General features: G+C 64.7%; 30 protein-coding genes. 19 read left to right on the top strand and 11 right to left on the bottom strand.

The window, feature by feature from the left end; translation table 11 throughout:
- Positions 1 to 923: 923 nt before the first annotated feature.
- Positions 924 to 2,615 (bottom strand): heparinase II/III family protein, encoded by a 1,692-nt coding sequence (locus tag GJ654_RS10925; RefSeq protein WP_246664695.1) that lies wholly within the window; start codon positions 2,613 to 2,615, stop codon positions 924 to 926.
- Positions 2,616 to 2,789: 174 nt separating this feature from the next.
- On the bottom strand, positions 2,790 to 4,211 hold the full coding sequence (gene rsmB, locus GJ654_RS10920) for a 16S rRNA (cytosine(967)-C(5))-methyltransferase RsmB (RefSeq protein ID WP_155446190.1): 1,422 nt from the start codon (positions 4,209 to 4,211) through the stop codon (positions 2,790 to 2,792).
- A gap of 88 nt (positions 4,212 to 4,299) precedes the next feature.
- Between rsmB and GJ654_RS10915 the strand changes: the two genes are divergently transcribed.
- From GJ654_RS10915 to GJ654_RS10905, 3 genes are all read left to right on the top strand, one after another.
- Entirely contained in the window at positions 4,300 to 4,509 is a 210-nt protein-coding gene (locus GJ654_RS10915) for a DUF1674 domain-containing protein (RefSeq protein WP_155446189.1), read from the top strand.
- 60 nt (positions 4,510 to 4,569) lie between these two features.
- Positions 4,570 to 5,427: a tRNA glutamyl-Q(34) synthetase GluQRS gene (gene gluQRS / locus GJ654_RS10910; RefSeq protein ID WP_155446188.1), complete on the top strand. Its 858-nt coding sequence runs from the start codon at positions 4,570 to 4,572 to the stop codon at positions 5,425 to 5,427.
- A gap of 78 nt (positions 5,428 to 5,505) precedes the next feature.
- Complete coding sequence (locus GJ654_RS10905; RefSeq protein WP_155446187.1) at positions 5,506 to 7,212, top strand: methyl-accepting chemotaxis protein; 1,707 nt, start codon at positions 5,506 to 5,508, stop codon at positions 7,210 to 7,212.
- Between the two features lie 43 nt (positions 7,213 to 7,255).
- Here the strand turns inward: GJ654_RS10905 and GJ654_RS10900 are convergent, their stop codons facing one another.
- Positions 7,256 to 8,464 carry a polyhydroxyalkanoate depolymerase gene (locus tag GJ654_RS10900; protein ID WP_155446186.1) on the bottom strand — a complete coding sequence of 403 codons (1,209 nt, stop codon included), beginning with the start codon at positions 8,462 to 8,464 and terminating at the stop codon, positions 7,256 to 7,258.
- Between the two features lie 211 nt (positions 8,465 to 8,675).
- On the opposite strand from GJ654_RS10900, the gene GJ654_RS10895 reads away from it, so the two are divergent.
- A complete protein-coding gene (locus tag GJ654_RS10895) occupies positions 8,676 to 9,332 on the top strand; it encodes a glutathione S-transferase family protein (RefSeq protein WP_155446185.1) in 657 nt (218 codons plus the stop codon).
- Positions 9,333 to 9,520: 188 nt separating this feature from the next.
- Here the strand turns inward: GJ654_RS10895 and GJ654_RS10890 are convergent, their stop codons facing one another.
- Positions 9,521 to 10,699, bottom strand: coding sequence for a urate hydroxylase PuuD (locus GJ654_RS10890; RefSeq protein ID WP_155446184.1), 1,179 nt, complete (start codon positions 10,697 to 10,699; stop codon positions 9,521 to 9,523).
- A 3-nt stretch (positions 10,700 to 10,702) separates the two neighbouring features.
- Positions 10,703 to 11,371, bottom strand: a complete 669-nt coding sequence (locus tag GJ654_RS10885; RefSeq protein WP_155446183.1) for a phosphatase PAP2 family protein — start codon at positions 11,369 to 11,371, stop codon at positions 10,703 to 10,705.
- Positions 11,372 to 11,574: 203 nt separating this feature from the next.
- Between GJ654_RS10885 and GJ654_RS10880 the strand changes: the two genes are divergently transcribed.
- Entirely contained in the window at positions 11,575 to 12,165 is a 591-nt protein-coding gene (locus GJ654_RS10880; RefSeq protein ID WP_155446182.1) for a 2-hydroxychromene-2-carboxylate isomerase, read from the top strand.
- 64 nt (positions 12,166 to 12,229) lie between these two features.
- Positions 12,230 to 13,024 carry a HesA/MoeB/ThiF family protein gene (locus GJ654_RS10875; protein ID WP_196305511.1) on the top strand — a complete coding sequence of 265 codons (795 nt, stop codon included), beginning with the start codon at positions 12,230 to 12,232 and terminating at the stop codon, positions 13,022 to 13,024.
- 16 nt (positions 13,025 to 13,040) lie between these two features.
- On the opposite strand, the gene GJ654_RS10870 is transcribed toward GJ654_RS10875, so the two are convergent.
- From GJ654_RS10870 to msrA, 3 genes are all read right to left on the bottom strand, one after another.
- On the bottom strand, positions 13,041 to 13,391 hold the full coding sequence (locus GJ654_RS10870) for a RidA family protein (RefSeq protein WP_155446181.1): 351 nt from the start codon (positions 13,389 to 13,391) through the stop codon (positions 13,041 to 13,043).
- Positions 13,392 to 13,445: 54 nt separating this feature from the next.
- On the bottom strand, positions 13,446 to 13,997 hold the full coding sequence (locus GJ654_RS10865) for a TIGR00645 family protein (protein ID WP_155446180.1): 552 nt from the start codon (positions 13,995 to 13,997) through the stop codon (positions 13,446 to 13,448).
- Between the two features lie 82 nt (positions 13,998 to 14,079).
- Positions 14,080 to 14,727, bottom strand: a complete 648-nt coding sequence (gene msrA / locus GJ654_RS10860; RefSeq protein ID WP_155446179.1) for a peptide-methionine (S)-S-oxide reductase MsrA — start codon at positions 14,725 to 14,727, stop codon at positions 14,080 to 14,082.
- Between the two features lie 76 nt (positions 14,728 to 14,803).
- Between msrA and GJ654_RS10855 the strand changes: the two genes are divergently transcribed.
- From GJ654_RS10855 to GJ654_RS10830, 6 genes are all read left to right on the top strand, one after another.
- A complete protein-coding gene (locus GJ654_RS10855) occupies positions 14,804 to 15,685 on the top strand; it encodes a LysR family transcriptional regulator (protein WP_155446178.1) in 882 nt (293 codons plus the stop codon).
- Between the two features lie 3 nt (positions 15,686 to 15,688).
- Positions 15,689 to 16,336: a Crp/Fnr family transcriptional regulator gene (locus GJ654_RS10850; protein ID WP_155446177.1), complete on the top strand. Its 648-nt coding sequence runs from the start codon at positions 15,689 to 15,691 to the stop codon at positions 16,334 to 16,336.
- A gap of 71 nt (positions 16,337 to 16,407) precedes the next feature.
- The gene (locus GJ654_RS10845) at positions 16,408 to 16,593 is read left to right on the top strand and encodes a YgaP family membrane protein (RefSeq protein WP_155446176.1); all 186 of its coding nucleotides are present in this window, start codon (positions 16,408 to 16,410) and stop codon (positions 16,591 to 16,593) included.
- Positions 16,594 to 16,684: 91 nt separating this feature from the next.
- On the top strand, positions 16,685 to 16,810 hold the full coding sequence (gene ykgO / locus GJ654_RS10840; protein ID WP_088521155.1) for a type B 50S ribosomal protein L36: 126 nt from the start codon (positions 16,685 to 16,687) through the stop codon (positions 16,808 to 16,810).
- A 63-nt stretch (positions 16,811 to 16,873) separates the two neighbouring features.
- Positions 16,874 to 17,311: a DUF1810 domain-containing protein gene (locus GJ654_RS10835; protein ID WP_155446175.1), complete on the top strand. Its 438-nt coding sequence runs from the start codon at positions 16,874 to 16,876 to the stop codon at positions 17,309 to 17,311.
- An 8-nt stretch (positions 17,312 to 17,319) separates the two neighbouring features.
- Entirely contained in the window at positions 17,320 to 17,880 is a 561-nt protein-coding gene (locus GJ654_RS10830) for a hypothetical protein (protein WP_155446174.1), read from the top strand.
- A 178-nt stretch (positions 17,881 to 18,058) separates the two neighbouring features.
- Here the strand turns inward: GJ654_RS10830 and aroE are convergent, their stop codons facing one another.
- From aroE to GJ654_RS10815, 3 genes are all read right to left on the bottom strand, one after another.
- Positions 18,059 to 18,877, bottom strand: a complete 819-nt coding sequence (gene aroE, locus GJ654_RS10825; RefSeq protein ID WP_155446173.1) for a shikimate dehydrogenase — start codon at positions 18,875 to 18,877, stop codon at positions 18,059 to 18,061.
- 8 nt (positions 18,878 to 18,885) lie between these two features.
- The gene (locus GJ654_RS10820) at positions 18,886 to 20,358 is read right to left on the bottom strand and encodes a class I adenylate-forming enzyme family protein (protein WP_155446172.1); all 1,473 of its coding nucleotides are present in this window, start codon (positions 20,356 to 20,358) and stop codon (positions 18,886 to 18,888) included.
- Between the two features lie 62 nt (positions 20,359 to 20,420).
- A complete protein-coding gene (locus GJ654_RS10815) occupies positions 20,421 to 21,314 on the bottom strand; it encodes a diguanylate cyclase (protein ID WP_196305510.1) in 894 nt (297 codons plus the stop codon).
- A gap of 254 nt (positions 21,315 to 21,568) precedes the next feature.
- Here GJ654_RS10815 and GJ654_RS10810 point away from each other — a divergent pair, with 254 nt between their 5' ends.
- Genes GJ654_RS10810 through fliQ form a run of 7 tightly spaced genes read left to right on the top strand, consistent with a single transcriptional unit; the run spans position 21,569 to position 26,814 of the window.
- On the top strand, positions 21,569 to 22,780 hold the full coding sequence (locus GJ654_RS10810) for a flagellar hook protein FlgE (protein ID WP_155446170.1): 1,212 nt from the start codon (positions 21,569 to 21,571) through the stop codon (positions 22,778 to 22,780).
- A 22-nt stretch (positions 22,781 to 22,802) separates the two neighbouring features.
- A complete protein-coding gene (gene flgK, locus GJ654_RS10805; RefSeq protein ID WP_155446169.1) occupies positions 22,803 to 24,293 on the top strand; it encodes a flagellar hook-associated protein FlgK in 1,491 nt (496 codons plus the stop codon).
- 1 nt (position 24,294) lies between these two features.
- Complete coding sequence (locus tag GJ654_RS10800; RefSeq protein ID WP_155446168.1) at positions 24,295 to 25,341, top strand: flagellar hook-associated family protein; 1,047 nt, start codon at positions 24,295 to 24,297, stop codon at positions 25,339 to 25,341.
- Between the two features lie 23 nt (positions 25,342 to 25,364).
- Positions 25,365 to 25,712, top strand: coding sequence for a flagellar biosynthesis regulator FlaF (gene flaF / locus GJ654_RS10795; protein WP_155446167.1), 348 nt, complete (start codon positions 25,365 to 25,367; stop codon positions 25,710 to 25,712).
- Between the two features lie 7 nt (positions 25,713 to 25,719).
- Positions 25,720 to 26,121: a flagellar biosynthesis repressor FlbT gene (flbT, locus tag GJ654_RS10790; RefSeq protein ID WP_155446166.1), complete on the top strand. Its 402-nt coding sequence runs from the start codon at positions 25,720 to 25,722 to the stop codon at positions 26,119 to 26,121.
- 15 nt (positions 26,122 to 26,136) lie between these two features.
- Positions 26,137 to 26,538 (top strand): flagellar hook assembly protein FlgD, encoded by a 402-nt coding sequence (flgD, locus tag GJ654_RS10785; protein ID WP_155446165.1) that lies wholly within the window; start codon positions 26,137 to 26,139, stop codon positions 26,536 to 26,538.
- A gap of 9 nt (positions 26,539 to 26,547) precedes the next feature.
- Positions 26,548 to 26,814 carry a flagellar biosynthesis protein FliQ gene (fliQ, locus tag GJ654_RS10780; protein WP_155446164.1) on the top strand — a complete coding sequence of 89 codons (267 nt, stop codon included), beginning with the start codon at positions 26,548 to 26,550 and terminating at the stop codon, positions 26,812 to 26,814.
- The last annotated feature ends 24 nt before the right edge of the window (positions 26,815 to 26,838 follow it).

The raw sequence follows: 26,838 nt of genomic DNA, 5'->3' as shown, positions 1-26,838 counted from the left end.
ATAATCCGTTCCTGTCGGGAGGCAACAATAAAACCGCTCCGTATGATCAGCAGGTCGCTTCCTGTTGCATAATGGTGACAGCTTCACCGCCATGCACAAGATTGCACTGGGATCCATGAACTGTGCATTAAGATCATCAGTCGAACCGATATTGGTGCCTGAATATTCGTCATTCGCCCACACCGATGTCTCCTGCTTCCGTGTCGCTCACTGAAGGCAACACAGATCAAACGGTGGCATGTAGTCATGACTAAATGCGAACAGGAAGCCACGTAAAGCAAGCACGTTTTTTGTGCAAAGGTGTCAACAATCTCACATTTTCTCTCGTATATTGATCGGATACGTGCTTCTCAGTATATGGCGCGCGCGGTCCTTTACGCAGCTAAAGCCTTAAGCAGAAGCGAAAGGTCGCCTCAGTCCGTATTAGAATACGCCGTCCGCTCGACTAAAGCTTGACGATTGAGCCGCACTCGCCACGGTCAAGCCGATGGCCGATGGCCGATGGCCGATGGCCGATGGCCGATGGCCGATGGCCGATGGCCGATGGCCGAGGGGCCGGATCGTGTACCGTCAGCTGTAACGACGCTTCGTTCTCTATGCCGACCGCCAGCTGCTTCGTCCCGAGATCATCGCGCGCATCCAATAGTTTCGCGCTTCCGGCGGACAGTACCGACATCGAAACCGACGGCCATTACCGGAGCACGGAATCGACCGGTCGCCCGAGATGATGCTCAGCAGGCGAGCATCCGCGACCGCTATTCCGAACGGATGGAAATTGCCGAGGAGTTGTCGAAGCGGGTGAATCAGCGGTCGATTTGAAGTCGCACAGTTTGGAAGTCGCCTGACCGTGGGACAGCGGACGTTGGCACCGGAGCCCGTAGTTCCGGAATGAGCCGACTTCGCCCAATCACAAAACAAATGTCCTACGCGCCGCCCTGCTTGCGGAACGACCACGACACCTCGGCGATATCGGAAGCATGGCCGTGGATCACCAGTTGGGCGCAGGGGCGCGGGCCCTCGGGCGCGGCGAAAAAAATGCTCTCTTCGATGGAAACCGGCAGCCCCCCGGCCTCGAACGCCAAAACCCCCTCGGCCCCGACCAGCAGCGCCCCCCGCCCATTGTACAGGGCCGAGGCGGCGATGCGCGGATGGAGGTGGAAGCGCAGGGCATAGGGAATGTCGGGCGGGTCGCCGGCGCCGATAAGGCGGTCGCGGCCGCGCAGCACCGCGCCGTCGGCGCTCAGGGCCAGCCGGCGTTCGTGCCGCAGGCCGAAACGCTTGAGATAGCCGTCGTGACTCGCCGTGACCGCGATTTCCTCCGGCCGCTCCTCGCGCTCGCAGGCGACGGTGGGCCCGAAAAGAATTTCGCCTTCGAATTTGCGCTCGAGGCCGTGTCGGCCGGCGATGATGCAGGAGGAGGTGTTGTCGAGCGTCAGGGTGGAGTGGGCGGCGGTCAGGCGCGCGGTGGCGCGCAGGTCGGCCCGGTGGCGATTGGGCGCGCCGCAATTGACCACCACGCGGTCGCGCCCCAGCGAATATTCGAACGACAGGCAACCCGCATGGGCGTTGCGCGAAAACAGCGGCGGCGGCGGCGCCCCGACATCGACGATCGCAAGGCTTTCGCCGGCCGCAAGCCGCTGGTAGCCCGCATGCGGGGCGCTGACGAGCGCCGCCGAGCGCGAATCCTGATAGGCCAGCAGGGTGGCGACGCGGTCGGGCGCGGTGACGCTCATGCCGTTGAACAAGGCGAGAGACCCGTCGCCGTGGCGGAACATGCGCAGGGCGGGAGTCATCCGGTCGATGGCGTTCAGCAGATCATCGGGGGGCGGCAAACCGCGCGCGGCAAAAGCCTGGCGCAGCGGCAGCAGCTCGAACAGCAGGTCAACAAGGGTTTGCGGATTGCGCGACAGCGGCCCGCCATCGGGCAGGACTTGCAGCTTGAGCTGCTCCGCCAAGGCGGCGGAGGCGGCTTTCAACTGCGGCGCCGCGCCCTGCGAGCACAGCGCGAACGAGGTCATGGCCGTCGCCGCGAGCAGCTGCGTCTCGCCGGAGAGCCCGACGTCGAGACAGCGCCGCAGCCGCTTATGGCCCTCGACGAGCACGTCAATAAAACGCCGGTAATCCTCGTATTCGACGTTCTCCAGCAGCATGGGCGACTGGCTGAGCCACGACAGGGCGCGGCGCGCGACCACATCGGGGCGCCAGGCCGGATGCGCCGAGGGTTGTCCCAACAACGCGATGAATTCCTTGACCAGCGCGCGGGCGTTGGCGCGCGCCAGCGCCGAATCCGCCGCGCGCAAATGGCGCAGCCAGCTGAAGCCATACAGAATGCGCGCCCATTCCGCGGACGGCGGTTTCAGCGCGAAGGGCGAGACCCCGCGGCTGTCGACGATTTTTCCGGCGAAGGTGAAGAAACCCGCATAAATGTCGGCGGCGATGGTGGCGTCGCCGGTGCGGATGTCCTGCGGCGCGATGAGAAGCCGTTCCGGGGCCGGCGCGCCCCACCGCGACACGAGATGCAGGGGCGCCATCAGCGCGGCGCGCGCCCTCCTGGCCCCGCGCCCGGCGAGCAGGCGCAGAAGGACGAGGGTGGCGGGGGCGCTCGTTTGCGTCAAAGGCTTTGGAACTCAAGACGTAGGACGGGTTTGCCCAACGCCACACGTTCGCCGATGAATCTTAAGGAGGCGTTAATCATGAAACCGTTGGTTCGCCAACGATTTCACGATTAGCCTTTTGGGTTGAGCAGGATTCTTATCCGAAAACCGGCAGCCCCTATTCGGAAATCCCGCCTAACCGAGTTTTTTCAGGCTTGCGATGAAAAACCCGTCGAGCCCGCGCTGGCGCGGATCGGGATCGGGCAGCAGGTCCGGCAGCAGGCGCAGGTCGCCGTCGGGGGTCGCGGCTTGCGCCGGCAGACCGAGCGCCACGGGATCGATCCTTTCGTGGGAGACGTCGGGATTGCGCCGCAGCAGCGCGGCGATCTGCGCCTCGCCCTCTTCGGGCTCAAGCGAGCAGGTGCAATAGACCAGCCGCCCGCCGCGTTTGAGCAGGGTCAGGGCGTGGTCGAGAATGCGCGCCTGGATGGCGGCGAGCGCCGAAATGTCGCCCGGCTTCTTGATCCAGGGCACGTCCGGGCAGCGTCGGGCCGTGCCGGTGGCGGAGCAGGGGGCGTCCACCAGAATGGCGTCGAACGGCTCCGCCTTGAACTGCGCGGCGTCGCCGACGGCGACGGACGCTTCCAGTTGCAGCCGGGTGAGATTGGCCGCGAGAATTTTGAGCCGTTCGGCGGAACGGTCGAGCGCGGTCACCTTGGCGCCGGCGCTGGCGAGCTGCGCGGTCTTGCCGCCGGGCGCGGCGCACAGATCGAGCACGCGTTCGCCCGGCTTGACCGCGAGCACGCGCGCGGGCAGGGCGGCGGAGGCGTCCTGCACCCACCATTCGCCCTCCGAAAATCCGGGCAGTTCGGGAATCGGCGTATGCGCCGCCAGCCGCACGGAGCCAGTCGGCAGCACGCGCCCGCCGAGTTTTTCGGCCCAGGCCTGCGCGTCGCTCTTCACGGTGAGGTCGAGGGTCGGCTCGTCGCGATGCGCGGCCGCGATTTTTTGGGCGCGCTCCTCGCCATAGACCCGCCGCCAGCGCGCCGCCAGCCAATGCGGCGTGTCGTCTTCCAGCGGGTCGGACTGCTCCAAAAACTCGTCGCGCCGGCGGATCAGATTGCGCAGCACGCCGTTGACCAGATTGGCGAATCCGGCGCTTTTCGTATCGAGCCGGGCGGCGCGCACGGCGAGATCGACCGCCGCATGGTCGGGAATGTCGAGGAACAGGATTTGCGCGGAGCCGGCGATGAGAATCCATTCGAGCGACGCGCAATTGCGCGGCAGGCCTTTTTCCACCAATTGGCTCAGCGCCAGCCGGATGGTGCCGAGCCGGCGCAGCGCGGCGGTGGCGATCGAGCGGGCGAGGCCCTTGTCGCGCTCGGCGAGGCCGGCCAGCCGCGACGGCGCGGCCTCGGCGGCGAATTTTTCGTCCAGCGTATGGCCGCCCTGGATGACGTCGCCGATGATGGCGGCGGCGGCCACGCGCGCGGCGAGGCCGGGATGGGCCAGCGCCTCGGCGGCGGCCTGTTCGGCGGTCTGCGGTTTGGTCCTGCCCGGACCCGTTTTTCCCGGACCCGTCTTGGGTCGGCCGAAACTTGCCTTGTCTCTGATCATGCGCTCGTATTGGTGGGAGTTGCGCGCCGGCGGGTTTCCATTATGAATCGGCCGAAATTCTGTCTATCACAGCGATGGGTTGAATAAAATGAGCGATGCGCGGCCAGCAAGTGACGAACAGCCTGTCGCGGCGAAGAAAATCTCGCCCGAGGCGCAGCGCGCGCTCGCCGAGGCCGAGGAGCGCCGCCGCAACGCGCCGCCCGCGCCGGAGCGTCCCCCGGAATTTTGCGGGCCGTCCGGGCCTGAGCCGGTGCGCTACGGCGACTGGGAGCGCAAGGGCATAGCCAGCGATTTCTGATAGCGCTTTCGAGCGAAGTGGATGCCGGTTCGCGTGAAGACAACGCGTCAAGACAAAAACATGTTGATCTGTCGTTTCGCGCCCTCGCCCAACGGGTTCCTGCATCTGGGCCACGCTTATTCCGCGCTGATGAACGCGAGGCTGGCGCGCGCCCATGGCGGGCTTTTCCTGCTGCGCATCGAAGATATCGACCGCGAGCGCTCAAAACCTCAGTTCGAACAGGCGGCGCGTGAGGATTTGCAATGGCTTGGCCTCGACTGGCCGCGCCCCGAGCGCCGGCAGTCGGGGTTTTTTGGCGCCTACCGGGCGCTGCTCGACGGCTTGCTGGCGCGCGGGCTGGCCTATCCCTGTTTCTGCACGCGGGGCGCCATCGCCGCGAAGGCGGCAGGCGCGCGCGATCCCGACGGCGCGCCGCTCTATCCCGGCTCGTGCCGCGACATGACGCCCGATGTGCGCGCGCAAAAAATCGCTGCGGGGGAAAAATTCGCCGTGCGCCTCGACATGGCGCGGGCGCTGGCGGAGATCGAGCGTCCGCTGACCTACCGCGAATTTTTCGAGGGCGACACGCCGCAGGTCATGACCGCGCGCGCCGCGCTGTGGGGCGACGCGGTGATCGGCCGCCGCGACGTCCCCGCCTCCTATCACCTCGCCTGCGTCCATGACGATGCCGCGCAGGGGGTGACCGACGTGGTGCGCGGCGCCGACCTCGAAGCGGCGACCGGCCTGCATGTCTTGCTTCAAGCCCTGCTCGGCTTGCCCACCCCCGACTATCGCCATCACCGGTTGGTGCTGGACGAGGACGGCAAGAAACTGGCGAAGAGCAAGGGCTCCAAAACCCTTCACGCGCTGCGCGAGGGCGGCGTCACGGCCGCGGACGCCCGGGCGATGCTGGGCGAGCGGATGGGGACGCAATTTTAAGAGTTGATTCAATTGTCTCGCCTAGGTTGAGTCCGTTGTTTCGCGCAACCTTGCGGCGAGCAACCCGAGACGCCCTTCATGACTCTTCCAAAACTTCACCTGCGCGGCAAGGCGCTGGCCCTATTTGTTCCGGGCCTCGCCCTGGTCGCGGCCGCAGTGACGGCGTCCGTCATGTGGCTCGCCTCGGAAAGTCTCGACGCCAAGCTGAACGAGGACCTCAAGCTGCAATCGCGGGTCATCGCGACCGCATTTGCGGACGTGGGCGCCAATGAAACCGTTGAAATCATTGATGGCGTGGTGCGAAAGGTCCAGACGCAGCGGATGCCGGACTTCAAGGACCACGATGTCGTCGACAAGGTTTCGACGGTGACGGGGGGCGTCGCCACTGTTTTCCTCCGGGATGACGCTCAGGGCGATTTCGTCCGTCGCACGACGTCGATCACGAACGAAAAGGGCGAGCGCGCCGTCGGCACGATGCTGGGGCAAGAACACCCGGCATTCGCCGCATTGATGGCCGGGCGGATGTTCCGCGGCGAGGCGACGCTGTTCGGGCGGCCTTATTACACGCAATACGACCCCGTGTTCGACCCGGGCGGCAAGGTCATTGGCGTTCTCTTCGTCGGCGTCGAGAAGAAATATTTCGTCGAAACGCGCCAGAACCTGATGAAAGGAATAGTCATCGCCGCGACCTTGGCCTTGGTCATTCTGTCCGTGCTCGGCGCGATCGCCTTCAACCGTCTGTTCAGGCCGCTTGGCGACGTCAACAAGAGCGTCGCCTTGCTCGCGAACGACCAACTGGACGTCGTGATTCCCCACACGACCCTCACCGATGATATCGGCGATCTCGCGCGCGCCCTGAGCGTGTTTCAAGAGCATGCCGTCGAGCGCCGCAAGTTGGAGCAGGCCCAGGCCGAGCAGGATTCTCTGCGCCGCCAGCGGGCCGAGCGGATCGATCGCTTGATCCGGGATTTCGAGCGCGTGACGGAGGGCGCCATCGGCGCTGTTTCATCGGCGGCGACCGAGTTGCAGACCGCGGCGCAAACCATGTCCGCTGCGGCCGAACAGACCAGCCAGCAATCGCTGGCGGTGGCCTCGGCGTCCGGGCAGGCCTCCGCCAATGTCCAGACCGCGGCTTCGGCGGCTGAGGAGCTGTCCGCTTCGGTGGCCGAGATCGGTCAACGCGTCAACGAATCCGCGACCATCGCCGCGTCGGCGGCGCGCGACGCCGAGGGCGCCGCCGCAAAAGTGTCGCGTCTGTCGGAGGGCGCCAAGAATATCGGCGACTTCGTCGGGCTGATCTCGACCATCGCCGGACAAACCAACCTGCTGGCCCTGAACGCCACCATCGAGGCGGCGCGCGCGGGCGAAGCCGGCAAGGGGTTTGCGGTCGTCGCCAACGAGGTGAAGACGCTCGCCGAGCAGACGGCGAAAGCCGCTGCGGAAATTTCGGCCCAGGTCGAGCAGATCCAGGGCGCGACCGCGGAGTCCACCAAAGCGATCGGCGACATCACGGAAACGATCCAACGGATGGACCAGATTTCCGCCTCGATCGCCACGGCGGTCGAGCAGCAGGGCGCGGCGACCGACGAAATCGCCCGCAGCGTCTCCCAGGCGTCCGCCGGCACGGCGGAGGTGTCGAACAACATCGCCGGGGTGGCGCAGGCCGCTTCGAATTCCTCGGAAGCCTCGATGCAAGTGTTGAACTCGGCGGGCCGCCTCGCCGCAGAGTCTGACATGCTCCAGGAAGAGGTTCACAGATTCCTGACGTCGGTCCGCGCGGCGTAACGATGCGGGTGATCAAAGCGTCGCCCCGCCAGGGCGGCGCCCCTCAATCGTTCTGCAGGATCATGTTGCGGACGATCGGATAGACCTGATTTTCCCACTTCTTGCCGCTGAACACGCCGTAATGGCCGACGCCGGCCTGGAGGTGGTGCCGCTTGCGAAACGGTTTCAGGCTCGAGGCGAGATCGTGCGCCGCCATGGTCTGGCCCACGGCGCAAATGTCGTCGCGCTCGCCTTCCACCGTGAGCAGCGCCGTCTTGCGGATCGCCTTGGTGTTCACCGTCCGGCCCTTGTATTGCAGCGTTCCCAGCGGCAACTGGTGGTCCTGGAACACCCATTGCACGGTTTCCAGATAAAATTCCGCGGGCAGATCGAGCACGGCGAAATATTCGTCGTAAAAAGCCTTGGTCTGGTTCGCCTTTTCCACTTCGCCGCCGGCGAGATTGTGGAACAGGTCGACATGCGCCTTCACATGGCGATCAATGTTCATCGCCATGAAGGCGGAGAGCTGGATGAAACCGGGATAGACGCGCCGGCGCGCGCCCTTGTAGCGCCAGGGCACCCGGGCGATGAGATTGCTCTCGAACCAGGACATGGGTTTTTCGCGGGCGAGGTCGTTGACCTTGGTCGGCGCGATGCGCGTGTCGATCGGCCCGGCCATCAGCGTCATCGAGGCCGGTTGCGCCGGATTGTCGTCCTCCGCCATCACGGCGGCGGCCACCAAGGCCTGCACGCAGGGCTGGCACACCGCGAGGATATGGGCGCCGGGGCCGATATGTTCGAGGAAGCGGATCACATGCGCGACATATTCGTCGAAGCCGAACCGGCCGTCCTCCAGGCTCACGTCGCGGGCGTTGTGCCAGTCGGTGATATAGACGTCATGATCGGACAAAAGCGTGCGCACGGTCGAGCGCAACAGCGTGGCGAAATGGCCCGACAGCGGCGCGATCACCAGGACGCGGGGCTGCGGCGTCGCCACATCCTTGCGGAAATGCAGCAGCGTGGCGAAGGGCGTGACCAGAGCCGCCTCCTCGACGATCTCCAGGTCCGCATTGCCGACCGGCACGCTTTTCACGCCATAGGGCGGGCGGTCGTGGGTGAGGCCGGCGCGCTCCACCATCTCGTAGGCGGCCGTGATGTTGCGCAGCAGGGGATTGGCGTCCGCATGCCCGTTCAGCATTCCCAGCGCCAGCCGCGCATAGGCCTTGACCGGCGCCATGAGGTCGGACTGGGCTTGATAAGCGCGATACAGCATATGCGGACGTTTCCCTTCTCGCGACCCGAGGACCGGGAGCTTAGCATCTTTGTTGCAAGGCAAAAGCGTCACAATTGACAGATGGTCGCATACCAATGGCTAATGGCGAAGCCGCAAGCGCTTGCGGTCTTCCCGGATCATCGGCGGACGCAATTTGCGGATTGCTTGCACGGAACGCCTGCTTTAACTTCGCCGGGCAGGGAGCGAGACAATGCCCAAAGCGGTCCTGACCATCAGCAGCAAGAACTATTCCTCCTGGTCCCTGCGCGGATGGCTTCTGTGCAAGATAGCCGGGCTCGATTTCGAGGAGCGGCGCGTGCCGATCGACGACGCCGACGCGCGCGCCGAACTGCTGTTGCTGTCGCCCTCGTTCCGCACGCCGGCGCTCGACCATCACGGCGTGCATGTCTGGGACACGCTGGCCATCGCCGAATATCTCGTGGAAATTTGCCCCAAGGCCGGCCTCCTGCCCGCGGACCGCGCCGCGCGCAGCCACAACCGCGCCGTGTCGGGTGAAATGCACTCGGGCTTCGCCAATCTGCGCTCGGCCCTGCCGATGAACATCAAGGGGGATTTCCCCAATTTCCGCATCTGGTCGGGCGCCAAGCCCGACATCGCGCGCATCACGCAAATCTTTCGCGAATGCCTCGACCATTATGGCGGCCCGTTCCTGTTCGGCGCCAAGCCGACCGTCGCCGACGCCATGTTCGCGCCGGTGTGCTCGCGCTTCGCCACCTATCACGTGGCGCTGGATTCGGATGCGGCGGGCTATCGCGACCATATCTTGAATTGGGCGCCCATGATCGAATGGGCCGAAGGCGCGAAAGTCGAGCCGGAGGAGATGGAAGAACTCGACGTCGAGTTCTAGCGCTTTTTCACGTTTCATGGACACATGAAAAAGCTCTAGATTCTTGTTTTGACGCGTTTTCTTCACACGAACCGGCATCCGCTTCGCTCGAAAACGCTCTAGCGCTTCGCAGCAGGACGAACCCCTCATCCGGCCCCTTCGGGGCCACCTTCTCCCGCAAGGGGAGAAGGACAGGGCCTCCACTCGCCTCACCGCAGCGCCCGCCAGAGCAAAAGCTTGTCCTCGTCGTCGAGCGGCGGGGCGGCGCCAGGCGGCGGCATGGCTGAACTCAAGACCGCCGCGCGCAAAATGGCCGCGGCGTTTTTTTCGACCGTCGCGCGGTCGGAAAAATCGAGGCCGGCCGGCGGGCGCGAAAAACCCGGCCAGGCGGGCGCGGCGGCATGGCACCAGCCGCATTTCTCTTCGATCAGACTGTGCGCCGCCGCTGGGCCGGGGCGAACCAGTTGCGAAATCGCCTGTCCGGCTGAGAGCGCCGCCTTTTCCTCCGGGGCTTTTGGCCAAGCCAGCGCCAACATCGCCACCAGCAGCAGGGCGGCGGCGGCTGCGAGCGCCCATTCGGAGCCGGCGCCCCGCGCGCGCTTCAGAAAAAAACGGCGGACCAAGAATCCGGCGCCGATCGCCAGTATGGCGACGCCGATGCGATGCGGCCCGGAAAACAGCAGCGGCGCATGGCCCGCGAGCATGAAAAAAACCACGGGCAGCGCGAGATACTGGTTGTGCAGGGCGCGCGCGCCCGCCTTTTTGGCGTCGGCCTCGTCCGGCGCCTCGCCCGCGCGCAGGGCTTTCAGCCTGCGGCGCTGCGCCGGGGCGATCACGTGAGCGATGTTGCCGGCCATCAAAGTGGCGAGGTTCGCGCCGATCAGCGGAAAGGCGGCGCGTCCGGCGAACAGCAGGCAGATGAGGACCGAGAGCGCCGCGCAAAAGCCGAACAGGCTGTAAAGCGCGGCGTCGCCCTCGAGCCGCGTCAGCCGGAAAAAGATTTCATAGACGAGCAGCACCGCCGGCAGCATCGCCAGCGCGACGGTGATCGCCGCCCAGGGCGCGGCGTTCCAAAGCTGGGGGTCAATCAGATAGAGCCGCGGCTCCGCGCAAAAAATCATGCAGATCAGGGCGAAACCGCTGAACCAGGTCGCATAGGCCTCGACCTTGAAGGTCAGCGCCGGCTCGTCCGCATCGGCCTGCGTCGTGCGCGAAAGACGGAACGAGGCGCCGCCGTTGAGGAACAGGGCGCCGCCGCCCTCACGCGAGCGCAGCGCCAGATCGAGCCGCAGCAGGGCGAAGGCCGAGCCCACCCAGACCATGGCGGCGATCACATGCAGCCAACGCAACAGAAAGGCGGCGTCATCGAGCAGCAGGTCGGAAAACATGCGTCAAATCCAGCTCTTGGACCCGCGAGAATACCAGCGATAGCCCGCGAGCACGATCAGAATGGTGAACAACGCGGCGAGCGTGACATCGGACAGATAGTGGCCGCCATAGGCGACGCGCAGCGCGCCAGTCGCGACGGTGAGCAGGAGCGCGGCGGCCACCGCGTAGGCGCGCGCCGGCGGCGGCGCCAGCAGCGCGGGCGCGAGCGTCCAGGCGGACGCGCCGGTTTCGCCCGAGGCGAAGGAGCAGTTGGTGTCGCATTCGCCACGGAAATCGTACCAGGGCCTGAACCCCCAGTCGCCGCCGAACTCTTTGCTGAACACCGGGCGCGGCCGGCCCGAATGCTCCTTGAGCGCGCCGTTGAGCAGCAGCCCCGGACCGAGCGCCAGTGTGGCGACAAGAAAGATCACGGCGCGGCCGTCCGGGCCTCGTCGGATGCGGCCCATGCGCCGCAGGGCGTAGGCGGCGAGGAAACCGGCGAGAACGACGTAGGGCGCATCCCAGAACACGCGTCGCGCCGCGTCGCCGGCCGCGGTGAACGCGCCGACAAAACCGCCGTCGCGAAAAAGCATCCGCGAGACCGACAGGTCCAGTTCCGGCGCGAGCGCGAACAGCCCCATGCAAACCAGCGTGATGATGATGACGAGGCGGTTCGTCGATGGCGGCGGCACGTCTTCCCCTTTTCCGGAACGACTGAGCAAATAGTCGTTGGTCGGCCAACGAATGTTTGCTTAGGTTCTTTTGTTTTCGCAGGATTTTCATCCGAAAACCGGTGGCCACTTTTCGGAAATCCTGTTTAGCGTCTAGCCGTGTTTTGCGCCCAGTTCCACCCGTGGGCGCGCAAATCTTCGCAACCCTTTGAGAGGAAGAGACATTGCGCCATTTGGATTTCTGGTATGAATTTGCCAGCACCTATTCCTATCTGTCGGTCCATCGCATTGAAAAGCTGGCGCAACAGGCTGGCGTCGCCCTGCGCTGGCGGCCGTTTCTGCTTGGGCCGATTTTTTCGGCCCAGGGCTGGCTGAACTCCCCCTTCAACATCTATCCCGCCAAGGGCCGTTACATGTGGCGCGATCTCGAACGCACCTGCGCCGCGCGGGGGCAGCCTTTCACGCACCCCCCTGGATTTCCGCAGAATTCGCTTCATGCGGCGCGTCTGGCGCTGGCGGTGCCCGACGCGCGCCGCCCCGATTTTTCGCGCGCCGTTTTCGCCGCGCAATTCGGGTTCGGAAAAGTCATTTCCGACGAAACCCTGCTCGCCGGCATTCTGGCCGACCTCGATCTTCCCGCGGATTTGCTGGAACAATCCAGATCCGATCCCATTCGCGCGCTGCTGCGCGAAGAGACGGAAACCGCGCGAAAACTCGGCCTGTTCGGCGCGCCGAGTTTCGTCACGCAGGACGGTGAAATTTTTTGGGGCGACGACCGGCTCGAACAAGCGCTTGAGTGGAGCGGACGGGCGTGACGCGCAAGCATGGATTCGTCAATGAATTCATGCTTGGCTTTGGCGTGCTCTTTTTGGATCGCCCATGACCCCTTTGCCCGAACTCACGCCCGAGGAAATCGAACGCTACGCGCGTCACATCCTGCTGCGCGACATCGGCGGGCCCGGCCAGCGCAAGCTCAAGGCGGCGAAAGTCGCCGTGATCGGCGCGGGAGGGCTCGGCGCGCCGCTGCTGCTCTATCTGGCGGCGGCCGGGATAGGGCGGCTGAAAATCATCGACGACGACAAAGTGTCGCTGTCCAACCTGCAAAGGCAAATCCTGTTCGCCGACGAGGATGTCGGCGCGGGCAAGGCGGTCCTTGCGGCCGAGGCGGTGAAGCGGCTCAATCCCAATGTCGCCTGCGAGGTCGAGGCGGTCAGGCTGACGGAGCTCAACGCGCGCGCGCTGATCGACGACTGCGACCTCGTCGCCGACGGCTCCGACAATTTCGATACTCGTTATTTCGTCTCGGACGCCTGCTTTTACGCGAAAAAGCCGCTGGTGACGGCGGCGGTCGGCCAGTTCGACGGCTCGCTCACCACCCTGCGACCGTTCGAGGCCGCGCCGGACGGCAAGCCAAACCCGACCTATCGCTGCCTGTTCCCGCAAAAGCCGCCGCCGGGCGCGGTTCCGACCTGCGCCGAGGCGGGGGTTTTGGGCGCGCTCACCGGCATGGTCGGGGCGCTGATGGCGCTGGAGGTGATCCGGGAGATTGTCGGCTTCGGCCGCTCGATGGTGGGGCGTCTCGCCCTGTTCGACCTCGCCAACATGCGTTTCGAGACGCTGAACTACGGCTGGGACGAGGACAACCCGCTGAATGGAAAAAACTCTCCCCGCTAGCGGGGAGAGGGAAAAATCAAATCGACGCGACCACCGCGATCTCGACCTTGTATTCCGGGGCGACCAGCTTGGCCTCGACCGTCGCGCGGGCCGGCGTGGCGCCCTCGGCCACCCAGGCGTCCCAGGCCAGATTCATGTCCGCGAACGTCTTGATGTCGGCGAGATAGATGGTCGCCATCATGATCTTGGTCTTGTCGGTGCCGGCCTCGGCCAGCAGCTTGTCGATCTGGCCCAAAATTTCCTTGGTCTGCTCCGCCACCGAAGACCCCGCCTTGGTTTCCGCCACCTGTCCCGCGAGGTAAACGATGTCGCTGCGCGCAACCCCCTGGCTCATGCGCTTGCCAGGGTGAAGTCTTTTCAGGCTCATGGGAACTCTCCTCGGTCTAACTGCGTCGGCGATAGACCAAGGCGCGCGTCAACGTCAATGCCCCTCGCCGTGGCTGGAAATCCGGTCCATCCAGGCCAGCAGCACGGCGGAGAGCACGAAGGTCATGTGGATGCCCACAGTCCAGGCCAGTTCCTGGTTGGTGCGGTTGTTCATGTCGAGCAGCACGCGCAGGGTCTGGATCGCCGAAATGGCCACGATCGACGACATCAGCTTCAGCTTCAGCCCGTTGAAATCGATGGTGCGCATCCATGTCGGCCAGGAGGCCTGGGTCTTAGTCGCTTCGGCGCCGCCGTCGGGCTCGTCGAGGTGGTCGATGCGGGACACGAAATTCTCGTAGCCGGCGAAGATCACCAGCACCACCAGGGCGCCGGTAAAGGTCAGGTCGATCAGGCTGAGCGAATCGAGCACCACCGAGGTTTCGGAGGCGCGGAACACCGTCGAGATCACATGGTAGACATGCATTTCGGCCTGGACCAGCAAAGCCACAAGGCAGAGAATCAGCGCCAGGAAGAAGGGCGCCAGCAGCCAGCGGCTGGCAAACAGCAGCGTTTCGAGCGTCTTCTCGACCTTTTTGCTAAAACTCATGCCCAAACCTTTCCATTACGTCTTCGACGAAATTCAATGGGCCGCGTCGCCCGGGCGCGGCCGTATTTATTCGGATTTTTGCTCAGGCCTCAAGCCCAATCGGGCAGGAAACTCCGCTGCCGCCCAGACCGCAATAACCGCCGGGATTTTTGGCGAGATATTGCTGATGGTGTTCCTCGGCGAAATAGAATGGACCGGCCGCCGCGATCTCCGTTGTGATCGGCCCGTAGCCATGCCGGGACAGGGCAGACTGGTAGGCCGCTTTCGAGGCTTCCGCGGCGACGTGCTGCGCCTCGCTGGTGTAGTAGATGGCAGAGCGATATTGCGTTCCCATGTCATTGCCCTGGCGCATGCCCTGGGTGGGGTCATGCGATTCCCAAAAAATCTTCAGGAGCTGCGCCAGCGGAATCCGCTCAGGGTCGAACACCACCTGCACCGTTTCGGCATGGCCTGTCATGCCCGAGCAAACCTCATCGTAGCTGGGGTTTGGCGTGAAGCCGCCGGAATAGCCGACCGCCGTGACATGCACGCCCCGGACCTGCCAGAACTTGCGCTCGGCGCCCCAAAAACAGCCCAGGCCGAACTGGATGGTTTGCGTGTCCCGGGGGTAGGGCGGCTGCAGCGGCATCCCCAAGACAAAATGTCGCGGACCCGGGTCTATCGCTTGCGCGCGGCCCGGAAGCGCCTCCGCTGCGCTGGGCAGTTTCAGCTTTTTTCCGTAGGCAAACATCGACGCCTCCTATAGCGTAACCGGACTGCAATGAACGCATGACTCCCATGCCAGGGCGTCATGACGGGGCGGGCCAATGGACTGGGACAAGCTACGCATATTTCACGCCGCCGCCTCGGCCGGCTCGTTCACCCATGCCGGCGAGTCCCTGCACCTGAGCCAATCCGCCGTCAGCCGTCAGGTAAGCGCTCTCGAATACGATCTCAAGACCACGTTGTTTCACCGCCACGCGCGCGGCCTGCTGCTGACCGAGCAGGGCGAGATGCTTTTTCGCACCGTGCAGGAGGTGCTGGCCAAGCTCGAGGGCGCGCGCCTGCGCCTGTCCGATTCGCGCGAAAAGCCGCGCGGCGAGCTGCGCGTCACCGCCAACACCGGCTTCGGCGCTTCTTGGCTCGCGCCGCGCCTTGCGGAATTCCGCGAACTTTACCCCGATATCACCCTCACCGTCATCCTCACCGACGACGAACTCGACCTGTCGATGCGTGAGGCCGATGTCGCCCTGCGTCTGCGCGAGCCCACCCAGAGCGATCTGATTCGCCGAAAACTGTTTTCGCTGACCTATTCGGCCTATGCGTCGCGGGCCTACATCCAGCGTTTCGGCCAGCCGCAGAGCGCCGCCGACCTCGACGCCCATCGCATCCTCGCCTTCGGCGTGTCCGGCCCGGCCTATCTCAACAACCTCAACCTGCTGCTTTACGCCGGCCGCGACCCGAAAAAGCCGCGCGAGCCCTCCATTTCGATCAACAACCTGTTCGCCGTGCGCCAGGCGGTCGAGCGCGGCGCGGGCGTCGCGATCCTGCCCGATTATGTCATCGACGTCTCGTCGCCGCTGACCCGCCTCGACCTTCACCTGGATATGCCGGTGTTCGATTGCTGGCTGGCCTATCCCAGCGAGATGAAGAATGTCGCGCGCATCCAAGCGTTTCGCGATTTCCTGGTCGCAAACGCGTCCGTTTGATCCATGTGGCTCGACCATTTCGCGCCCCTGCACAAACTCGACGCCGACGCGCGCGAAAATCTGGCGCGGCTGCCCGAGCTGAAGATTCCCAAGGGCAAGATCCTGTTTTCGGCGGGCTCGCCCTGCCAGGGTTTTGTTGTCCTGCTCGAAGGCGGCGTGCGCGTCGGCGTCACCGCCGAGAACGGCCGCCGCCTCGTGCTCTACCGGATCGCGCCGGGCGAAACCTGCGTCCAAACCACTTTGTGCCTGATGGGCGCGCTCGACTATTCCGCCGAGGGCGTCGCCGAAACCGATTTGCGCCTGGTCGTGGTCCCTCCACCCCTGTTCAAGCGGTTGATGCGCGAATCCGGCGAATTTTCCGAGTTCGTGTTCGAGCGTTTTGGCGCGCGGCTCGCCGAAATGATGCGCCTCGTTGAAACCATCGCATTCTTGCGCGTGGACGCGCGTCTGGCCGGCGCCGTCCTCGCCCGCGCCGGGGACGCCGCGTCGTTCGAGGCGACGCACCAGGAGCTTGCGGAGGACATTGGCGCGGCGCGCGAGGTGGTCAGCCGGCAATTGTCGCTGTTCCAGCGCGCCGGGCTGGTGCGGCTTTCGCGCGGCCGCATCGAGATCGGCGACCGCGCCGGTCTTGAAGATTTTTCGAATTCGTGACCGAAGTCACCGACCCCGTATTCCCCTTGCCCTAACAAGAGGGCATCGCTTCAACACGGAGGAGACAGGTCATGAGGAATGTCGGGCAACTCGATCGCATTTTGCGCGTCATCATCGGCCTTGCGCTGATTTCGCTGGTTTTCGTCGGCCCGCAAACGCCCTGGGGCTGGATCGGCGTCCTGCCGCTGCTCACCGGACTGGTCGGCTGGTGCGGCCTTTACACGGTGCTTGGGCTCAACACCTGCAAGAAAACCTGAGCCCAGGGCTTGATCGCGCCGCAAAAATTTGGCAGAAGCACGGCTCCAATTTCCGGCTGAGGGAGAACCCCGGCCAACTCCGGGGTAGACAATGAAAGTCCGTAACTCGCTCAAGTCGCTGCGTACGCGTCACCGCGACAACCAACTGGTTCGCCGCAAGGGCCGCGTTTACATCATCAACAAGACCCAGAAGCGCTACAAGGCCCGCCAGGGCTGAGGCTTCGGTCCGATTTTCGAGAACCCCGGCCTTGCGCCGGGGTTTTTCGTTTTGGAGGGGCGCATGGACGGTTTCGATCTCCAGCGGTTTGTCGACGCCCAGGCGCACGTGTTCGCCCAGGTCGAGACGGAATTGCGCGCCGGGCGCAAGCGCAGCCATTGGATGTGGTTCATCTTCCCGCAACTCGCCGGGCTCGGTTTTTCGCAAATGGCCCAGCTTTATGCGCTGGAGTCGCTGGAGGAGGCGCGCGCCTATCTCGCCCATCCGATTCTGGGGCCTCGCCTGCGCGCGTGCGCAAACTGGGTGTGCGCCGTCGAGGGCCGAACCCTGAACGAAATTCTTGGCGCGCCGGACGATGCGAAATTCCGCTCCTCCATGACTTTGTTCGCCCAGGCCGCGCCGCAGGAGCCGGTTTTCGCCGAGGCGCTCGCGAAATTGTGTGGCGGTCAACCCGACCCGGCGACCCTGGAGCTGTTGGCCCGGGCGCGCAAATCTGTTTGACTGAGCGCATGAGACGAATTTTTGCAGTGTTTCTGGCGTTGGGGCTTCTGGCGCCGATGTTTGGCGCGTCGCAAGCCGGCGCGCCGCCGCGCCAGAATCTGATCGACGGCCTGTTCCAAAAACTGGGGCAGGCGGAGGATCCCGAATCCGCCGCGCAATTGCGCGCCATGATAGGCGCGCTGTGGAGTCATTCGGGCTCGCCGACCGCCGACCTTCTCATGGCCCGCGCGGAAACCGCGTTGCGCGCGCAGAAGGCGGAGATCGCGGCGAAACTGCTGGACCGGGTGGTCACGCTCTATCCCGATTGGGGGCAGGCTTGGCGGCGCCGCGCGCAATCGGCGGTCGAGGATGGCGACCGCGAGGCGGCCATGCTCGACCTCTCCAGGGCGCTCAGCATCGAGCCGCGCGATTTTTTGGCCATGCGCCAATTGTCGGAGCTTTTGCGCGAAAGCCGGAAGGCGGAAGCGCTCGACCTCTTGCGACGCGCCGCCGAGTTGGACCCGCAGGACAAGGTTTTGGCGCGCGAGGTCGAGGCGCTTTCGCGGGAGGTCGAGGGCAGGGGGATATAGCCGCCGTCTTCATGCCGTCATTGCGAGCGAAGCGAAGCAATCCAGACCCATCCGTCAGGAGCGAGATTGAGCATCTTGCTCTGTCATTGGACATCCGTCGCTCGCGCGATTTCTGGATTGCTTCGCTTCGCTCGCAATGACGGTGGAAAGCTGGTCGCTCAATTCGCCAAGATCATGCCTACACCAGCGGCACGGTGATCTTCTCGATCATCGCCCTGGTCTCCGGCCGCACGCCTCGCCATCTTTGAAAAGCTTCGGCCGCCTGTTCCACCAGCATGCCGACACCGTCCACGCACCGATCCACCCCCGCCTCGCGCGCCAGGCGCAGGAAGGGCGTCAGGCCCTTGCCATAGGCCAGATCATAAGCCAGCGCGCCGCGCGCAAAACTTTTGGCCGGAACCGGCGGCGCCTCGCCGCTCAGCGTCGCCGAGGTCGCGTTGAGCACCAGATCATAGGCGTCGCGCAAATCGCCGTAGGCGACGAAATCGAGCGCCTTGGCCTGCGGGAACAAAGCGCGCAACTCCGCTTCCTTTCCCGGCGTCCGGAACGCCACCGTCAGCCGCGCTGGCTCGCGCGCCAGCAGCGGACCAAGCGCGCCGCGCGTCGCCCCGCCCGTGCCGAGCACCAGCACGTTTTTGCCCGCCACGGCAAACCGCAGGTTCGCCTCGATGTCGCGGGCGAGCCCGATTCCATCGAAATTGGCGCCCTCGGCCGTGTCGCCCTCAAACGTCAGGCAATTCACCGCCCCGGCCTCTTCCGCCGCCGCGTCGCGCCGCGTGGCATAGGCAAAAGCGTCCATCTTGAAGGGCACGGTGATGTTCAGCCCGCGCAAACCCTTGGCTCGCCACGCATCCACCGTCTCGGCGAAGCGCCCCAGCGGCCCCTCGATGGCGATGTAATCGAGGTCCTGCCCCAAAACTTCGGCAAAACCCTTGTGGATCAGCGGCGACTTGCTGTGCGAGATCGGGTTGCCGATCACGGCGTAAAGGTCGGTCATGGAATCCTCTAGAGCAGGCGGCGGGCGATCTTGCCATTGCGGGTGCGCGGCAAGGCGTCGAGAAACACGTATTTTTTCGGCTGCTTGTAGCCGGCGAGTTTTTGCGCGCAATGGCTTTTCAGCGCCGCCTCGTCCACGGTTGCGCCCGGCGCCCGGACGACAAAAGCGCAGATCACCCGCACGTCCGCGCGCACCTCGCGCTCGGCCACCGCGGCATCGGCGACGCCCCGCGCCGCGCACAGAACGGCCTCGACCTCTGCCGGGGACACGCGAAAACCACCGGCGTTCATGAGGTCGTCGGCGCGGCCGTGCAGCCAGACGTAGTTTTCCGCGTCGAGATGCGCGACGTCGCCGCCGACAAACCATTCGCCGCGAAAAGCTTCAGCCTCGGCCTCGGGGTTGCGCCAATAGCCGAGCATCAGGCCGGGGTCGGAGCGATGCACGGCGATCAGACCGCTCTCGCCGGCTGGAAGGGGCGTGTCTCCGCCTTCAAGCGGCAGGATTGCGACGCGCCGCCCCGGCTGCGGTTTTCCCGGCGATCCCGGACGATAGGGGACCGAAGGTCCGGTGGAGATGTAGGTGGAAATTTCGCTCATCCCCAAGGCTTCGTAGAGCGGCTTGCCGGTTTTTTCCGAAAAGGTTTTGGCGAGCGCGGGCGGAAGCGCCTCGCCGGCGACCAGGCCGTGGCGCAGCGTCGCAAAATTTTGGCGCGCGAAATCGTCCTGGCGCAGCATCTGGCGATAGACGCCGGGGACGGCGGCAAAAACTGTGGCGCCGAACCGCGCGATCAGCCTCGGCCAGACGCTCGGGTCGGCGGGTCCGTTGTACAACACGGACGTCGCGCCTCTTCGAAAAGGGTCCATCAGTCCGACCCCAAGCGTGTAGGTCCAGTTGATCGCGCCGGCGTGCAGCACGATGTCGTCTTCGAAAAAACCTTCCCAGGCGTCGAGCATGGGTTCGCGTCCGAGCACGACGCGCTGAGCGTGCATAACCCCCTTGGGCTTGCTCGCCGTCCCTGAGGTGTAGATCAGATAGGCGGGGTCTTCCGGTTCGGTGTCGGCATAGTCGCAGGGCGGGTGTTGGGCGAGGCGCAAAAGTTCGGCGTCGCCGATCACGCGCACGCCGCCGGCCGCCTGGAGCGTCTCCGAACAGATCAGGATGTCGGCCTGCGAATCCGCGACGAGATGGCCGACCTCGTCCACGGTGAGCTGGGCGGAGGAGGGCAGGGCGACATAGCCGGCGGCGATGGCGGCGAAAAAACTCAGGACATAATAAAGGTCGTTGCCGCGCCGGATGACGATCCGCGCGCCCCTGGGTAGGCCGAGGGTCGAAAACCCCGCCGCGAGGCGGCGGACCGCAAGGTCCAGTTCGCCATAGGTGAGGGTTTGCGTCCCGTCCGCGCCGGCGAGGATCAGTGCGGTCTTGTGCGGGCGGCGCGCGGCGTTTTCGCGCAGACAGCAAGCTGAGAGATTGAGAATCATGGCCTTGTGATGGGCGCCATTCCTTGCGCGCGCGTCAAGGTTTTTGGCGCGCGCGAAAAACCTCACCCCGCGGCGCGGCGTTGCGCCGAAGCCTTCACGCTGCGAACGGCGCTCTTGGCGCGCGGTTGAATCGCCATGGTCTCGGCGTCGTAAAGCGCGACCATGTTGCGCCCGGCGCGCTTGGCGACATAGAGCGCGGCGTCCGCCTTGCGCAACAGTTCGTCAATGTTCTCGCCGGGCTCGCCCATGGCGATGCCGAACGAACAGGACAGGCGCACGGCGGCGCGATCGAGATCGATCTCCTGCATGGCGATCAGGCGGCGCATGCGCTCCGCCTTGCGCCAGGCCTCCGCCGGATCGGAGACTTCAAGCAGGATGGCGAACTCCTCGCCGCCGAGCCGCCCGACGATGTCGCTCTGGCTCTTGAAACATTCGGCCACGGCGCGGATCGCTTTGTCGCCGGCGGCGTGGCCGTGGGTGTCGTTGATCGATTTGAAATGATCGATGTCCGCCATGATTCCGGCGAAGGGCGCGCTGTGCTCGGCGCAGAGCTTGGCGGCGCGACTGAAGAAGGCCGGGCGGTTGTAGAGGCCGGTGAGGCCGTCCCGCGTCGCCATTTCCACGAGCTTGTGCTGCATCTGGTGCAGGCGCTCGGCGGCGCGCAGGCGCGCGTAAAGCTCGTCGGCGGAGATGGGCAGTTGCAGCACGTCGTCGGCGCCGCAGTCCAGCGCCTCGATAAAATCCTTGGACGAGAGCGGCGGCGCGACGAGGCAGACATAGACCGGCCGCTCGAAGCTCGACAGCAGCCGCGCGTCCCAGCAGATTTCCGCCCCAGCGCTCGCGTCCCTGGCGTTGACCACGACGAAGGCGTCGATGCTCTCGTCGTTTTCGAGCCGGTTCAGGCCTTCGATGGCTTGCGCGAAGGCGATCACGTCATGGCCGCGCGTCTCGAGCATCGACGTGATCGAGGCCCGGAGATCCTGATCAGCCGCGACGAGTATGACTTGCATGGGGAGCAGGACCTGACGAGGAAAGCCGGCGATCCGCGCGACCGCCCTTCGCCGCTGAATCTAGTGAACAATTATGAGCGCGGCGTTAATTCGATTCTCAGCGCGCGGCGCGATCGCGGCCGACTCCGCCATCCCCTTGCCAGCTTCGCGCAAGCAAACAGGCGCAGAACAGGGGGGAGCCAAAGGGCAGGAGCAGCACAATGGGTCTCTATGACGCCATGAACGCCAGTGTGACTGGCATGAATGCGCAATCCAATTATTTGAGCAATATCGGTCAGAACATCTCCAATTCCTCGACCGTCGGCTACAAGGAAGCGGACACCCAGTTTTCGACGCTCGTCAACAGCGCTGGCGTCGGCCAGACGCAGCTGGGCGGCGTGACCACCACCACCCGCGTCGACGCCGCCGGACAGGGCACGATCTCCAGCACGAGCTCGACGACCGACCTCGCCGTCAAGGGCCAGGGCTATTTCGTGGTTTCCGACAGCTCGGGACAGAACTATCTCACCCGCGCCGGCTCTTTCGTTCCGGATTCCAGCGGCAATCTGGTGAACGCGGCGGGCTATTACCTGATGGGCTACAGCCTCGCGAACGGAACGCCGACCATGGCGTCCAATTCGCTCGACGGCATGGAGGTCGTCAATGTCGCTTCCACCGGCCTCTCGGCGACGCCGACCACGAGCGGCGTCTTCACCGCCAACCTGCCGGCGACGGACACGGCCGGAACCGGCACGGCCAGTTCGACCAATTACAACGAAAAAACCTCCATCGTCATGTATGACAGCCAGGGCGCGTCGCAGACGATCAACGTCTACTTCCTGAAGACGGGCGCGGACACCTGGGACGTCCAGGCCTATGACGCGAACAATCTGGCCACGTCGATCGGCAGCGCGACCCTGTCCTTCGACGCGGCCGGTAAATTGTCCGGCGCGACCTCGATGAACGTCACGGTCCCCGGCTCCGGCGCAAACACCATGGCGCTGGACCTGTCCAGCATGACCCAACTCGCCGGTTCGTACACGGTTTCGAAATCCGAGGTCAACGGCAACGCCGCCTCCGCCGTCAAGTCCGTGAACATCGGAACCGACGGAACCATGTCCTACCAGCTCGCCAATGGCTCGACCATTCCCGCCTACACGATTCCGCTCGCCAATGTGGCGAGCCCGGAAAACCTTCTGGTCGGCTCCGGCAACGTGTTCTCGCCCAACCTCCTGTCGGGACAGGCGACGGTCGGCGGCGCGGGCACCGGGCAGTTCGGCGTGATCAAGGCGAATTCGCTCGAGCAGTCCACGGTCGACGTGGCGACCGAACTCACCAACATGATCGTGGCCCAGCGCAACTACCAGGCCAATTCCAAGGTTTTCTCGACCAGCGCGCAATTGATGGACACGCTGGTCAACCTGCAGGTCTGACAACAAGGACGGATGAAAAGCCATGTGGGGAGGCCTCACCAACGCCCTGGACACCGCGACGACGTCGCTCGCCACCAATGCGGGCCTGCAGGCGGTCGTCGCGCGCAACGTCTCCAACGCGCAGAACAGCACCGGCTATGTCTCCGCGAAAGTGGCCAATGTGGTCACCGCCTATGGCGGCGCCGGCGTCATCCTGTCCGTCAAGAACATCACCAGCGCCTCGCTGTTCAACGCCATGATCGCGGGAACGTCGAGCAATGCGGCGGCGCAGGCGCTGTCGGACGGCGTGACGCGGCTGCAGAAGACAGTCGCCGACGCAACCACCACGACAGAGTCGACGACGGCCGCGCAGTCGCCCTCGACCCTGGTCCAGGCGCTGAACTCCGCCCTGCAGACCTATTCCTCCTCACCGAGCAACGCGTCCGCCGCCGCCGCCGTGGTCACCGCGGCGGACAGGCTCGTGAACGGGCTCAACGACGCCGCGACCACGACGCAAGACGTGCGCAAGACCGCCGACCAGAACATGGTCACGTCGGTGGGGACCATCAACACGCTGCTCGCGCAGTTCCAGTCCGTCAACAGCGTGATCGTCCAGGGAACCGCCAGCGGCGCCGACATCACCGACGCGCTCGACCAGCGCGACACCATCCTGCAAAGCCTGTCCAAGGAAATCGGAATCACCACCGTCGGCAATTCCAACGGCTCGATGTCGATCTACACGGACAGCGGCGTCACGCTGTTCGAAACCACGCCGCGCGACGTGACGATGCAGGCGACGACGGCCTACTCCGCCTCGACCACCGGCGCGGCGGTCTATGTCGACGGCGTGCCCGTCACCGGCGCCAACGCCGTCATGCCGATCCAATCCGGCGCCCTGGCGGGCTACGCGCAATTGCGCGACTCCGTCGCGCCGACCTATCAGGCGCAGCTCGACGCGCTTGCCGGCGGCCTCATCAACGCCTTCGCCGAGACCGACCTCTCGACCAACACCCAGCTCGCCGGCCTGTTCACCTACAGCGGCGGCCCGACGCTTCCCGGTTCGGCGGCCATCCCCGGCCTCGCGGGCGACATTTCGGTCAGCGCCGCCGTGGACCCCGCCCAGGGCGGAAGCTACAGCCTGATCCGCGACGGCGGGATCAACGGCGCCTCTTATGTGCAAAACACAAACGGGTCCGTCGGCTTCAACGCGGTGCTGCTCGCCGACATCGCGGCGATCGCCGCGCCGCAGAGCTTTCCTGCGGGAACGGCGCTCGCGACCGCCAACAGCGTTATCAGTTATGCGTCGGAATCCGCGAGCTGGGTCAATACCCAATATCAGACGACCTCCAACGACGCGACCTATCAGGCGACCTTGCTGTCCCAAGCGTCCCAGGCGCTGTCCAACGCGACCGGCGTCAACATCGACTCGCAGATGTCGATGATGCTCGAATACGAAAACTCCTATCAGGCGTCGGCAAAATTGATTTCCACGATCAACAATATGTTCGGCGCGCTCCTCCAGGCGGTGTCGTGACATGAGTGTGAATTCCGTTTCCAGCGCGACTCTGTCGGGCATCCTCTCCAGCAGCGTCACCCGCATGCAATGCCAGATGACGGTTCTGGAGGTTGAAAACTCCACCGGCCAGCTCGCGGACATCGGCCTGTCGCTCGGCGCCGGTTCCGGCTCGGTGATCGCCCTGCACCAGCAAATGGCGGATCTCGACGCGCTCACTCAGTCCAACGCGCTGGTGTCCACCAACCTCGACACCGCCGCCGCGGGTCTGGGCAATCTTCAGAAGATATCCTCCAGCGCGCTGGCGCAGTCGATCAACGCCGCTTCGGTCGCGCCGTCCACCACGGGCTCGTCCGCCGTGCAGAAAGCCGCGCAAGGCGCGTTGGACGGCTTCACCGTCAACGCGAATTCGGCCGCTGGCGGCGTCTATGCGTTCGGTGGACAGAACAGCGATACGGCGCCGATGAAGTCCTACACGGACAGCGCGCAGGCCTCGGTGCGCGCCGCATTCACGGCCGCCTTCGGCTTCAACGTCGACGATCCCCGGGTCAGCACGATCACCGCGACGGACATGACCAACTTCCTGGATGGCGCCTTTTCCGATCTGTTCTCGGGCGCCAACTGGTCGCAGGACTGGTCATCGGCGTCCGCTTTGCCCATGACCAATCGGATCAGCACGAGTCAGACCGTGACGACCTCGATCACCGCCAACGATCCGGCGTTCCAGAACACGGTCAAGGGTCTGGTGATGCTGACGGAATTCGGCAATCTCGCCTTGGACCAGACCAGCTATTCCGCGCTCGTCGCCGCTGCGCAGAAGACCTTGAACGCCGGCAACAGCCAGATGATCGAAGCCAACGCCGCCGTGGGAACGATGCAGAGTACGGTCGAGCAGGCGAATTCCTTCATCAGCCTCCAACAGAACGTTTTGACCACACAGATCAACGCCAAGGAGACGGTCGACCCCTACGTGGTCGCCACGCAGGTCAATGCGCTCTCGAACCAGTTGCAGGTCGCCTTTTCGCTGACGGCGCAGCTCCACAAGCTGAGCCTGGTCAACTTTCTTTAGCTTGAAATGCGCAGGACTGACCGATGTACCAATTCACCTATGCAGAAGTTGTCGAAGACTCGCCTCAAGAGATGCGCGCGCGCGAGCGCGATGCGCTCGACCGCGCCGTTGAGCTGCTGCGGCGCGCGGAAGATGCGGGCGTCGGGTCAGAGGAGGCGCAGGACGCGCTCGTCTATACCCGCCGCCTCTGGACCATTTTCCTCGAGGACCTCTCGAGCAACGGCAACGACTTGCCGGAAGCGCTGCGCGCGCAGCTGATCTCCATCGGCATCTGGGCGATCAAGGAGATCGAGCGCCTGCGCACCGGCGCGGCCGAAAGCTTCGCCGATCTCGTCGAGATCAACGCGATCATCCGCGACGGACTGGTGTGAGGGGCTCATGTTACTGAAGTTGCGCGCGGGCGAAAAACTTTACATCAACGGCGCCGTCATCAAGGTCGAGCGCAAGGCCACCATCGAACTGCTCAACGACGCGACCTTTCTGCTCGAAGCCCATGTGCTCCAGCCCGACGACGCCAACACGCCGCTGCGCCAACTGTATTTCGTGCTGCAAACCCTGCTGATGGAGCGGGATTGCGCTCCCGACACCCTGCGCCTGTTCAACGAGATGTCGGCGGCGACCCGCCAGGCGCTCGGCGGCGGCGCGCTGGCGGACGGACTGCGCGGCGCCGACGCGCTGGTGGACGGCGGGCGCGTCTTCGAGGCGATGAAGACGATCCGCGGCATGTTCGCGCTCGAAACCGAGTTGATGAAGGACAAGACCACCGCCAACGCGGCCTGAGCGAAAGGAAAGACCATGTCCGTATCCGCTGTTTCCAGCACGACCAGCACGACCGCGAGCGCCGCCACGACGGCGGCGGCCTCCAGCACCATGAACTACAACCAGTTCCTGCAACTGCTGATGACGGAAATGAAATATCAGGATCCGACCTCGCCGATGGATCCGACGCAGCAGTTGTCGCAACTCGCCTCGTTCTCCGCGGTCGAGCAGCAGGTGCAGACCAACACCACGCTCACCTCGCTGCTCAACAACACGATGATCAACCAGGCGGAATCGGCGATCGGACGCACGGTGAAGTCGGCGGATGGCACGATCAGCGGCGTCATTTCCTCGGTCACGGTCAGCTCCAGCGGCTCAATCGCCACACTGAAGGACGGCCAGACGCTGACGCTGGGAACCGGCGTCACCATCTCCTGATCGACCGACATGAACGAAGCCGACGCCCTCGACCTCTTGCGCGCATCCATCTGGACGGTGCTGGTCGTGACGGGGCCCGCCGTCGGGGCGGCGATGGTGATCGGCATCGCCATCGCGCTGTTCCAGGCCCTCACGCAAATCCAGGAAGCCACCCTCACCTTCGTGCCGAAGATCGTCGTCGTTCTGGTGGCGCTGGCGCTCAGCGGCCCGCTGATTGGCGCGCAAATCTTCTCCTTCACCGAGCAGGTCTACGGACGCGTCGAGAAGGGTTACTAAAGCGTTTTCTTCACGCGAACCGGA

The organism is Rhodoblastus acidophilus (genome assembly GCF_009720655.1).
Classification (GTDB): domain Bacteria; phylum Pseudomonadota; class Alphaproteobacteria; order Rhizobiales; family Beijerinckiaceae; genus Rhodoblastus; species Rhodoblastus acidophilus_A.
This window is presented reverse-complemented; position numbering and strand designations above follow the sequence as displayed.

Coding starts and splice junctions, on each gene's coding strand:
- aroE (WP_155446173.1), bottom strand. CDS start 18,877: ATGACCGACCTTTACGCCGTGATCGGCAACCCGATCTCGCACAGCAAG.
- GJ654_RS10800 (WP_155446168.1), top strand. CDS start 24,295: ATGAGTGTGAATTCCGTTTCCAGCGCGACTCTGTCGGGCATCCTCTCC.
- GJ654_RS10810 (WP_155446170.1), top strand. CDS start 21,569: ATGGGTCTCTATGACGCCATGAACGCCAGTGTGACTGGCATGAATGCG.
- flgK (WP_155446169.1), top strand. CDS start 22,803: ATGTGGGGAGGCCTCACCAACGCCCTGGACACCGCGACGACGTCGCTC.
- msrA (WP_155446179.1), bottom strand. CDS start 14,727: ATGTTTGCCTACGGAAAAAAGCTGAAACTGCCCAGCGCAGCGGAGGCG.
- fliQ (WP_155446164.1), top strand. CDS start 26,548: ATGAACGAAGCCGACGCCCTCGACCTCTTGCGCGCATCCATCTGGACG.
- GJ654_RS10845 (WP_155446176.1), top strand. CDS start 16,408: ATGAGGAATGTCGGGCAACTCGATCGCATTTTGCGCGTCATCATCGGC.
- GJ654_RS10875 (WP_196305511.1), top strand. CDS start 12,230: ATGACCCCTTTGCCCGAACTCACGCCCGAGGAAATCGAACGCTACGCG.
- flaF (WP_155446167.1), top strand. CDS start 25,365: ATGTACCAATTCACCTATGCAGAAGTTGTCGAAGACTCGCCTCAAGAG.
- ykgO (WP_088521155.1), top strand. CDS start 16,685: ATGAAAGTCCGTAACTCGCTCAAGTCGCTGCGTACGCGTCACCGCGAC.
- flgD (WP_155446165.1), top strand. CDS start 26,137: ATGTCCGTATCCGCTGTTTCCAGCACGACCAGCACGACCGCGAGCGCC.
- GJ654_RS10820 (WP_155446172.1), bottom strand. CDS start 20,358: ATGATTCTCAATCTCTCAGCTTGCTGTCTGCGCGAAAACGCCGCGCGC.
- GJ654_RS10830 (WP_155446174.1), top strand. CDS start 17,320: ATGAGACGAATTTTTGCAGTGTTTCTGGCGTTGGGGCTTCTGGCGCCG.
- GJ654_RS10900 (WP_155446186.1), bottom strand. CDS start 8,464: ATGCTGTATCGCGCTTATCAAGCCCAGTCCGACCTCATGGCGCCGGTC.
- GJ654_RS10855 (WP_155446178.1), top strand. CDS start 14,804: ATGGACTGGGACAAGCTACGCATATTTCACGCCGCCGCCTCGGCCGGC.
- GJ654_RS10895 (WP_155446185.1), top strand. CDS start 8,676: ATGCCCAAAGCGGTCCTGACCATCAGCAGCAAGAACTATTCCTCCTGG.
- GJ654_RS10890 (WP_155446184.1), bottom strand. CDS start 10,699: ATGTTTTCCGACCTGCTGCTCGATGACGCCGCCTTTCTGTTGCGTTGG.
- GJ654_RS10835 (WP_155446175.1), top strand. CDS start 16,874: ATGGACGGTTTCGATCTCCAGCGGTTTGTCGACGCCCAGGCGCACGTG.
- rsmB (WP_155446190.1), bottom strand. CDS start 4,211: ATGATCAGAGACAAGGCAAGTTTCGGCCGACCCAAGACGGGTCCGGGA.
- gluQRS (WP_155446188.1), top strand. CDS start 4,570: ATGTTGATCTGTCGTTTCGCGCCCTCGCCCAACGGGTTCCTGCATCTG.
- GJ654_RS10870 (WP_155446181.1), bottom strand. CDS start 13,391: ATGAGCCTGAAAAGACTTCACCCTGGCAAGCGCATGAGCCAGGGGGTT.
- GJ654_RS10815 (WP_196305510.1), bottom strand. CDS start 21,314: ATGCTCGAGACGCGCGGCCATGACGTGATCGCCTTCGCGCAAGCCATC.
- flbT (WP_155446166.1), top strand. CDS start 25,720: ATGTTACTGAAGTTGCGCGCGGGCGAAAAACTTTACATCAACGGCGCC.
- GJ654_RS10915 (WP_155446189.1), top strand. CDS start 4,300: ATGAGCGATGCGCGGCCAGCAAGTGACGAACAGCCTGTCGCGGCGAAG.
- GJ654_RS10850 (WP_155446177.1), top strand. CDS start 15,689: ATGTGGCTCGACCATTTCGCGCCCCTGCACAAACTCGACGCCGACGCG.
- GJ654_RS10865 (WP_155446180.1), bottom strand. CDS start 13,997: ATGAGTTTTAGCAAAAAGGTCGAGAAGACGCTCGAAACGCTGCTGTTT.
- GJ654_RS10905 (WP_155446187.1), top strand. CDS start 5,506: ATGACTCTTCCAAAACTTCACCTGCGCGGCAAGGCGCTGGCCCTATTT.